The following is an 8,287-nucleotide window of genomic DNA, read 5'->3' on the forward strand; positions in this document are numbered from 1 at the left end:
TCGTCCCGTTGCGAGCAGGCGGTCAGCACGCGGGATTCGTCCTTCACCCGGTTGAGTCGGTAGATACCCGCTTCCACGCCCACCCACGGCAGGAAGTGAACCAACCAGCGCGGGGTGATGGTGGGGAGTTGCGGTACGGTCTTGGTCGCGTTGGCGAGCTGGCGTGCCGCCGCGTCGCTGAGAGCCAGTTGTTGAGTTTCGATTTCGGCCATGGTTTTTCCTATTAGTTCTTATCGTTCCCACGCTAAGCGTGGGAATGCATCAATGGACGCTCTGCGTCCCGAGTCGTAGGTCGGGCATGCATTCCATGCCCGACATCGCTTATGCGTCGGCACGTCGGGCATGAGTACATGCCCGACCTACGGGTTATTTGGCTATCGTGGATTTCCCCGCCAGCGCCCGCGCTTCATCCACAAAGTAATAAGCCCCGCCGGAAGTTCCCGCCACGGACGCCCCCGCCACCGCGCCCGGTGAAACCGGCGTGGCTTGGTTAAGGAAGTAGGGCGAAGACCCCGCCGCCCCGGACAACGCCGCAGGCACAGACCGGGCGTGGGATTCCTGGGGTGGCCCGAAGGCCGAAGCGGGCGGCACCGCCCCCGCGAAGGGCTGGGCGCCCGCCTGGATGCCCGGCGTGACCGGCGCGGTCGAGCCGTGATGCTGGCCCGGCACGGCGGAGCGGCCCTGCAAGCCCCGTGGATCGGCGGCGGTGGCCGTGGTCGGCGCGGTGTTGGCGCGACGGGCCGGGTCCAGGCTGGGCGGCTGCGGGTTCGCCACGGGCAGGACTTGCGGCGACGAGGGCTGCACCGATTCCAGGAAGTAGTACAGGGTCTCGGCGGATTCCCCCGAGGGCGGCGCGGCCAAGGCCACCGGCGACAAGCCCGAAGCCCCCGCCGCCCCGCCCGGTAAGGAACGGGCCTGGGTTTCGGTCGGCGGCTTGAGGCTGGAGGCGACCGGCGGCGTCCCGGCGGGCGGGGCCGCGCTGGGGGTCGGCGCGGTCGGTCCCGGCGCTATTCCGTTACTTGTATTCAGGCTGGTAGTCATAGTATTTGCCCACATCGACGTTTTCGAGCACCGCCAGGGCGTCCTCGGTCAGCACCGCCAACGAGCTGTACTGGGAGATCAAATAGGAGGCGATGGCCTTGCGGCTGATGCCCATGAACTTGACCGACAGCCCCAGCCCCTGCTCGCCGGGCAAGCCGGGTTGATAGAGGCCGACCACGCCTTGGCGGCTTTCGCCGGTACGGAGCAGCAGGACGCTGGTCTTGCCGTTTTCGATGGGCAGCTTGTCGGTGGGGATCAACGGAATGCCGCGCCAAGTGAGGAACGGCGAGCCATACAGGTTGACGGTGGGTGGCGGCACGCCCCGGCGGGTGGCTTCCCGGCCAAAGGCGGCGATGGTCTTGGGATGGGCCAGGAAGAAGGCCGGCTCCTTCCAGACTTTGGTGATGAGTTCGTCCAAATCGTCCGGGGTGGGCGCGCCACCCTGTTGGGGCTGGATGCGCTGGCTATCGGCGACGTTGTGCAACAGGCCATACTCGGCGTTGTTGATGAGTTCGGATTCCTGCCGCTCCTTCACGGTCTCGATGGCCAGCCGCAATTGTTGCTGAATTTGATCGTGGGGATTGCTGTAGAGGTCGGACACACGGGTGTGGATGTCCACCGTGGTCGTCACCGCGCCAAGGAAATACTCGCGGGGAGTCTCGTCGTAATCCACGAAGGTTTCCGGCAGGTCGCTTTCGTCCCGTTGCGAGCAGGCGGTCAGCACGCGGGATTCGTCCTTCACCCGGTTAAGGCGGTAGATGCCCGCCTCCACGCCCACCCACGGCAGCAGATGCAGCAGCCAGCGCGGGGTGATGGTGGTGAGTTGCGGTACGGTCTTGGTGGCGTTGGCGAGTTGGCGGGCCGCCGCGTCGCCCAAGGCGCGTTGGATTTCAGAAGTTTCGGCCATGGTTGGTACCTTGGTTTTGTTGGTTTAAGTGCTCGTTCCCACGGGTGCGTGGGCGTGCATAACAGGCGCTTGTCCTGCGCAAAGGCGCAGGCCGCCGCGCTCTGTTCGTATGTCCCCCCATCCTGGGATGGGTCGCATCGGCGTAGGTCGGGCTTCAGCCCGACGCTAGCCGAATAAAGCGGATGTGTCGGGCTGAAGCCTGACCTACAACGCTACGCCGTGTGTCCTAAATCCCCGCCCCGCCGTCAAACATCTCGTTCCGCACCTGCGCCTGGCTGACGTTGCTCTCCGGCGGCACGCTGCGGGTCAGCCAGACATTGCCGCCGATGGTGGAGCCGCGCCCGAGGGTGATGCGGCCCAGGATGGTGGCCCCGGCGTAGATCACCACGTCGTCCTCGACAATCGGGTGGCGGGCGTTGCCCTTGAGCAGCACGCCGTTCTCGTCCACCGGGAAACGCTTGGCGCCGAGGGTCACGGCCTGATAGACGCGGACCCGCTGGCCGATGACGGCGGTCTCGCCGATCACCACGCCGGTGCCGTGGTCGATGAAGAAGCTGGCCCCGACCGTCGCGCCGGGATGGATGTCGATGCCGGTGGCGGAGTGGGCGATTTCGGCGATGACCCGCGCCACCAGCGGCGCGCCCAGTTGGTAAAGCTCGTGGGCCAGCCGGTGATGAATGGTGGCGGTGATGCCGGGATAGCAGACCAGCACCTCGTCGATGCTGCGGGCGGCGGGATCGCCCTGATAGGCGGCTTCGATGTCGCTTTCCAGCAAGGTCCGCACCTTCGGGAGGCGTGCGGCGAAATCGCGGACGATGCCGCTGGCTTTTGTCTCGAAGCCGTTGCTGGTCTCGCCGGACTCCTCCGCCACGAAACGCAGTTCCAGCCGCACCTGCTCGCGCAGAGCGCGGAGGGCGACATCCAGGGTGTGGCCGACGAAGTAATCGGTGCCTTCCCCGGTCAGCTCGGACGAGCCCAGCCGGTTGGGGAACAGCGCGGCGGCGAGGCCGTCGACGATGCCCACCAGCGCCTTGCGGGACGGCAGCTTGGGCGGGTGGTCGGCCCGTTGCCGCAGGGCCAGCGAGTCCACCCGGAGCTGGCGCAATTCGGCCACGATGGACCCGATATTCCAGTGATTGGAACTCATGGCGGCGGCCCTCAGATGGCCAATCCATGGGCACCGAACGCGCCGCCGCTGATGCGGTCGAGCCGAGCCAGCGGCGTCTGGTTGATGGCGGGGGCGTTTTTTCCAAGCCGGTAAGTCATGTGAATCTCCTGATTAATGAAGCCCATAAAAAAAGCCAGCGGTCACAAGTTTGGACTCACTGGCTTCCGGTTGTCCGGTCAGCTTTGGGTGTACGTTGTCACTACCCGTGCCCTGTGATTTTTTCGGGCTTCAAATCGAATGTGCTTACACTTTAGCGGATGGCTGGTTATTACCGGAAAGAATAAAAAAGCATTATTCAATAACCGATAATCATCTAAATCAGAATCTTTTGAGACGAATGCCCCGATTCGCCAAATCCATTTCAATTGGCAAAGCTATCCACGCGGTGCGTGCCATTCGGGCGCGACCGGATTCATCCACAGCGTGTGAGATTAAAGCCGTAAAGGAATGCCTCCGCGATAACCCGGGGGAAATACCGGCGGACTAAGCGTGTTATAGCGGCATTCATACGAGTTCGATACGGCGGTAGGGTACGCTGTGCTACCTCTCCGACCCCGCAATGTACGCACAGCGTACCCTACGAATCGCGTATCGAAGCCGAGCGAGCGGCGCTCTAATGGACGCTATATTGGATAGCCCGGATTACGCCGAACGGTTCCGGCTGACGACCAGATACATCAGCGCCTCTTCCCGTCCCGCATTCAGATAGGCATGGGGCAGGTTCGCCGAAAACTGCAAGGCGTCCCCCGCCCGCAGGGCATAGCGGCGGTTGTCCAGGGAGACGACGACTTCCCCGGACACCAAGGCCAGATTGACCCAGCCTTCTTCAATGGGCGAAACCTCCTCCACGCCGCCGCCGCGCAGCACGATCTCGTAGAACTCCGCCCGCCGGTTCGGCGCATCGGGGCTCAGGGTCCGCCAGGAGCACAGGCCCGCGCCGGTGATTTTCACGGGCGTTTCCTGCCCCCGCAGCAACACCGCCCGGGCCGAGGATTCGTAGGTTTGCAGGAAGTGGGTGAGCGGCACGTCCAGCGCCTTGGCGATTTTCCACAGCACCGCGACGGTGGGCGTGCTGCGGCCATTCTCGATCTGGCTGAGCATGGACGTGCTGACGCCCGAGGCCAGCGACAATTCGTTCAGGGACAGGCCACGCTCCTTGCGGAGTTCGCGCAGGATGCGGCCAATGCTCCGGGCCATGTCGATGTCTTCAATCTCAAGGCTGGGTGGCTTGGCTTGGGTCATGCTGGCGATGGAGGGGGCGGTGCGGATCACGATGGACTCCATTAAACCGAAGTGTTTGCTATTGAAGGAGTTACCCTGCGAGTGCAGCCTTCATGCCAGGGCGCAGGTTCCGCTAAATTGGAGGCGCGGGCGGCTGCCGTGGGCGGGGATTGCGGCCCGGGCAACAGGGGGTGTTGGCGGGGTGTTGCTGCCGGGGCAGCGGGACGCCCCGTCCCGTGGGGGGCTAGGCCGCCACGTCCCGCGCCTTCCCCTCCGCGAACACCCGCAGCCGCTTGGGTTGCAGGAACACCGCCTCGCCCCGGCTCAGTGGCTTGCCGTTGAACGGATCCCGCGCCATCTCCACCTCCACGAGGCCATGGCCGTCGGCCCGCTCCAACTCGATCCGCACCGTCACCCCCAGCGCCCGGATGTCGGTGACGGTGGCGGCCAGCGCCCCGGCGCCGGGGTCGTGCTTGAGGATGTCGATCTCGTGGGGCCGGGCGTAGAACACCGCCGCGTCCTGCGGCTCGTGGTGGCCGTGCAGGTCCACCTGGGCCTCGCCGATCTTGGCCTGGCCATCGTGGACCCGGCCATGGAACAGGTTCACGTCCCCGAGGAACTGGTAGACGAAGGGCGTGGCGGGATGGTCGTAGACCTCGTCGGGCGTGCCGATCTGCTCGATCCGCCCCTCGTTCAGCACCACCACCCGGTCGGCCACTTCCAGCGCCTCCTCCTGGTCGTGGGTGACGAACACGCTGGTGACGTGCAATTCGTCGTGCAGCCGCCGCAGCCAGCGCCGCAGTTCCTTCCGCACCTTGGCGTCGAGGGCGCCGAACGGCTCGTCCAGCAGCAGCACCTTCGGCTCCACCGCCAGGGCGCGGGCCAGGGCGATGCGCTGGCGCTGCCCGCCGGAGAGCTGGGCCGGGTAGCGCTCCGCCAGCCAGTCCAGTTGCACCAGTCCCAGCAATTCGTGGACCTTGCGGCGGATTTCCGCCTCCGGCGGGCGGGTGGCCCTGGGCCGGACCCTAAGGCCGAAGGCGATGTTCTCGAACACGGTCATGTGGCGGAACAGGGCGTAGTGCTGGAACACGAAGCCCACCTGCCGATCCCGGACATGGGTGTCGGTGGCGTCCTCGCCGTGGAACAGGATGGACCCGGCGTCGGGCGTCTCCAGCCCGGCGATGATGCGCAGCAGGGTGGTCTTGCCACAGCCGGAGGGGCCGAGCAGGGCCACCAGTTCGCCCCCGGCGATTTCCAGGTCGATGTGTTTCAGCGCCTTGAAGCGGCCAAATGATTTTTGGATGTCGCGGACTTCGATGCTCATGGACGGGATTCCTGATCGTGGGTCGGTGGGCGGAGGGGCGGGGCTGGACCATAACGTCGGGCATGGGTACATGCCCGACCTACGGATGTCCGCTTTCCTTGGCCTCGTGCTTGAGGTGCCATTCCAGCGCCGTCTTCGCGGCCAGCGTCACCAGGGCCAAGAGCGCCAGCAACGAGGCCACGGCGAAGGCGGCGGCGGCGTTGTATTCGTTGTAGAGGATTTCCACATGCAGCGGCACGGTGTTGGTCAAGCCACGGATGTGCCCGGACACCACCGACACCGCGCCGAACTCGCCCATGGCCCTCGCGTTGCAGAGGATCACGCCGTACAGCAAGCCCCACTTCACATTGGGCAGGGTCACATGCCAGAAGGTCTGCCAGCCGGACGCGCCCAGCACCGTCGCGGCTTCCTCCTCCTCGGTGCCCTGGGACTGCATGAGCGGGATCAGCTCGCGGGCCACGAAGGGGAAGGTCACGAAGATCGTGGCGAGGACGATGCCCGGCACCGCGAAAACCAGCTTGAGGTCGTGGTCGTGCAGCCACGGCCCCAGCCAGCCTTGCAGGCCGAACAGCAGCACGTAGATCAAGCCCGACACCACCGGCGACACGGAGAAGGGCAGGTCGATGAGGGTGATGAGCAGGCTTTTCCCCGGAAACTCGAACTTGGCGACGCACCAGGCGGCGGCGAGTCCGAACACCAAGTTGAGCGGCACGGCGATGAGCGCCGCCGTCAGGGTCAGGCGGATGGCGGCCAAGGCGTTGGGTTCCACCAGGGCGGCGAAATAGGTGCCCAGCCCCTTGCTCAAGGCGTTGACGAACACCACCGCCAGGGGCAGGAACAGGAAGCCCACCAGGAACAGCAGCGCGAGACCGATGAGCAGCCAGCGCACCGGGGCGGGTTCGCCATGGGCGCGGCTAATGGACCTGTGGGGAACGGCAATCGCGGACATCGGGAGTGGTCTCCTTGAAGCGGGTGGTGGGCGGTTGTTTATTTTTAGAGCGCCGGGGCGGATGTGAGAACCCCCCAACCCCCCTTATCAGGGGGATAAGAACTCCCCCCTGTCTTTCTCCTCCCCTGATAAGGGAAGGCCGGGAAGGGTTTGAATGGGTCCAGGCATGGTTCGCCAATCTCCCTTACGTCCGGCGCAACTGGCTCCACCGTTGCAGGGCGTTGATGGCCAGCAGCAAGGCGAAGGACACCCCCAGCATCGACACGGCCAAGGCGGTGGCCCCGGCGTAGTCGTATTGTTCGAGCTTGGTGATGATGAGCAGCGGGGTGATCTCCGACACCATCGGAATATTGCCGGCGATGAAGATCACCGAGCCGTATTCCCCCACGGCGCGGGCGAAGGCCAGGGCGAAGCCAGTCAGCAGGGCGGGCAAAAGGGCCGGGAGGATCACCCGCGTGAAGGTCTGCCAGCGGGTCGCGCCCAGGCTGGCGGCGGCTTCCTCCAGCTCCTTCTCGAAGTCTTCCAAGATGGGCTGCACCGTCCGCACCACGAAGGGCAGGCCGATGAAGGTCAGGGCGACGACGACGCCCAGCGGGGTGTAGGCGATCTTGATCCCCAGCGGGGCCAACCACTGGCCCACCCAGCCCTTGCCGGAATAGAGCGTCGCCAGGGCGATGCCCGCCACCGCCGTGGGCAGGGCGAAGGGCAGGTCCACCAGGGCGTCGATGAACTTCTTGCCGAAGAACTCGTACCTCACCAACACCCAGGCCACCAAGAGGCCGAACACCGCGTTGATGGTCGCCCCGGCCAGGGCCGCGCCGAAGGTGAGCTTGTAGGAGGCCAGCACCCTCGGCTGGGTGATGGCGTCCCAGAATCCGCCCCAGCCCAGCGTCGCCGCCTTCAAGAAGGTGGCGGAGAGGGGGATCAGCACGATCAGGCTCAGGTACAGCACCGTGAACCCGAAGGTCAGGGAAAAGCCGGGCAGCACGCCGGGTCGCTTCAGCATCGTCAGTCCAGTTCAAGTGGGGAAAGATAGAGGGACCGAGGCACTGTAGCAGGCTGGCTTTATTCTCTGAAAGAATGAATATTCATGTTTCCATTCCCCATGGTTATTAAAATCAACCCTGACCACCCGCCGCCCGTGCCGCCTGCTCACGCCAACCGGACTCGTCGTAATAGCTGCCCTGCACGAAATCCGCCGTGAGCGCGCGGGCCAATTGGGCGTCCGATTCGCTCCTGACGCCCTCGACCACCCATTGCGTGTCCAGCCGACGGATGGCGGACAGCAGGGAAGCGCGGCGGCGGTGGTTGCCCCAGTCCTGGCCGGTCTTCTGGAAATAGCGGCTGTCGAAGCGCACGAAATCCGGGGCGAAGCGGTACAGGAACTCGATGCAGAAGCGCTCCAGGAAGCTGTCGCCCGCCAAGTCGTCGAACTTGATGGCGGTGGCGTAGCCCCGGTCGCGGTAGGTTCTCAGCCGCTCCAGCAGCAGGCTGAGGTGATGGTCGTGGGCCGGGCTGACCGTCAGGGTGATGGCGACCCGCCGCAGCGGCAGGCCGCAGCGCTGGATGATGGACTCGAAATAGGCGCCGTGGTCGCGCTTCACGGTCAGGACGTGGCGCGGATGGACGTGCAGGAACAGGGTGCCGTCGTCGTGGGCGATGGGCAGGTAGTTGAGC

At 65.3% G+C, this 8,287-nt stretch carries 8 protein-coding genes and 1 pseudogene; all 9 read right to left on the reverse strand.

Features of this window, described 5'->3' with window-relative positions; genetic code table 11:
* Positions 1–212: pseudogene (locus ACXWUF_RS14295) on the reverse strand (hypothetical protein); the annotation flags it as partial.
* Between the two features lie 154 nt (positions 213–366).
* A complete protein-coding gene (locus tag ACXWUF_RS14300) occupies positions 367–1,041 on the reverse strand; it encodes a hypothetical protein (protein WP_458495321.1) in 675 nt (224 codons plus the stop codon).
* On the reverse strand, positions 1,016–1,948 hold the full coding sequence (locus tag ACXWUF_RS14305; RefSeq protein WP_458495322.1) for a family 2A encapsulin nanocompartment shell protein: 933 nt from the start codon (positions 1,946–1,948) through the stop codon (positions 1,016–1,018). Before ACXWUF_RS14305 ends, ACXWUF_RS14300 begins: the two co-directional genes overlap by 26 nt.
* Before the next feature lie 226 nt (positions 1,949–2,174).
* On the reverse strand, positions 2,175–3,095 hold the full coding sequence (gene epsC, locus ACXWUF_RS14310) for a serine O-acetyltransferase EpsC (RefSeq protein WP_458495323.1): 921 nt from the start codon (positions 3,093–3,095) through the stop codon (positions 2,175–2,177).
* Positions 3,096–3,758: 663 nt separating this feature from the next.
* The gene (locus tag ACXWUF_RS14315; protein WP_458495324.1) at positions 3,759–4,388 is read right to left on the reverse strand and encodes a helix-turn-helix domain-containing protein; all 630 of its coding nucleotides are present in this window, start codon (positions 4,386–4,388) and stop codon (positions 3,759–3,761) included.
* 193 nt (positions 4,389–4,581) lie between these two features.
* Positions 4,582–5,661 (reverse strand): sulfate/molybdate ABC transporter ATP-binding protein, encoded by a 1,080-nt coding sequence (locus tag ACXWUF_RS14320; RefSeq protein ID WP_458495325.1) that lies wholly within the window; start codon positions 5,659–5,661, stop codon positions 4,582–4,584.
* 79 nt (positions 5,662–5,740) lie between these two features.
* On the reverse strand, positions 5,741–6,610 hold the full coding sequence (gene cysW, locus ACXWUF_RS14325; RefSeq protein WP_458495326.1) for a sulfate ABC transporter permease subunit CysW: 870 nt from the start codon (positions 6,608–6,610) through the stop codon (positions 5,741–5,743).
* A 184-nt stretch (positions 6,611–6,794) separates the two neighbouring features.
* Positions 6,795–7,613: a sulfate ABC transporter permease subunit CysT gene (gene cysT, locus ACXWUF_RS14330; protein ID WP_458495328.1), complete on the reverse strand. Its 819-nt coding sequence runs from the start codon at positions 7,611–7,613 to the stop codon at positions 6,795–6,797.
* 115 nt (positions 7,614–7,728) lie between these two features.
* Positions 7,729–8,287, reverse strand: a 559-nt coding sequence (locus ACXWUF_RS14335; RefSeq protein ID WP_458495327.1) for an EAL domain-containing protein, incomplete at its 5' end; no start/stop codon positions are given.

The sequence above is a fragment of the Methylomagnum sp. genome (assembly GCF_054333355.1).

Coding starts and splice junctions, on each gene's coding strand:
- ACXWUF_RS14300 (WP_458495321.1), bottom strand. CDS start 1,041: ATGACTACCAGCCTGAATACAAGTAACGGAATAGCGCCGGGACCGACC.
- ACXWUF_RS14305 (WP_458495322.1), bottom strand. CDS start 1,948: ATGGCCGAAACTTCTGAAATCCAACGCGCCTTGGGCGACGCGGCGGCC.
- epsC (WP_458495323.1), bottom strand. CDS start 3,095: ATGAGTTCCAATCACTGGAATATCGGGTCCATCGTGGCCGAATTGCGC.
- ACXWUF_RS14320 (WP_458495325.1), bottom strand. CDS start 5,661: ATGAGCATCGAAGTCCGCGACATCCAAAAATCATTTGGCCGCTTCAAG.
- cysW (WP_458495326.1), bottom strand. CDS start 6,610: ATGTCCGCGATTGCCGTTCCCCACAGGTCCATTAGCCGCGCCCATGGC.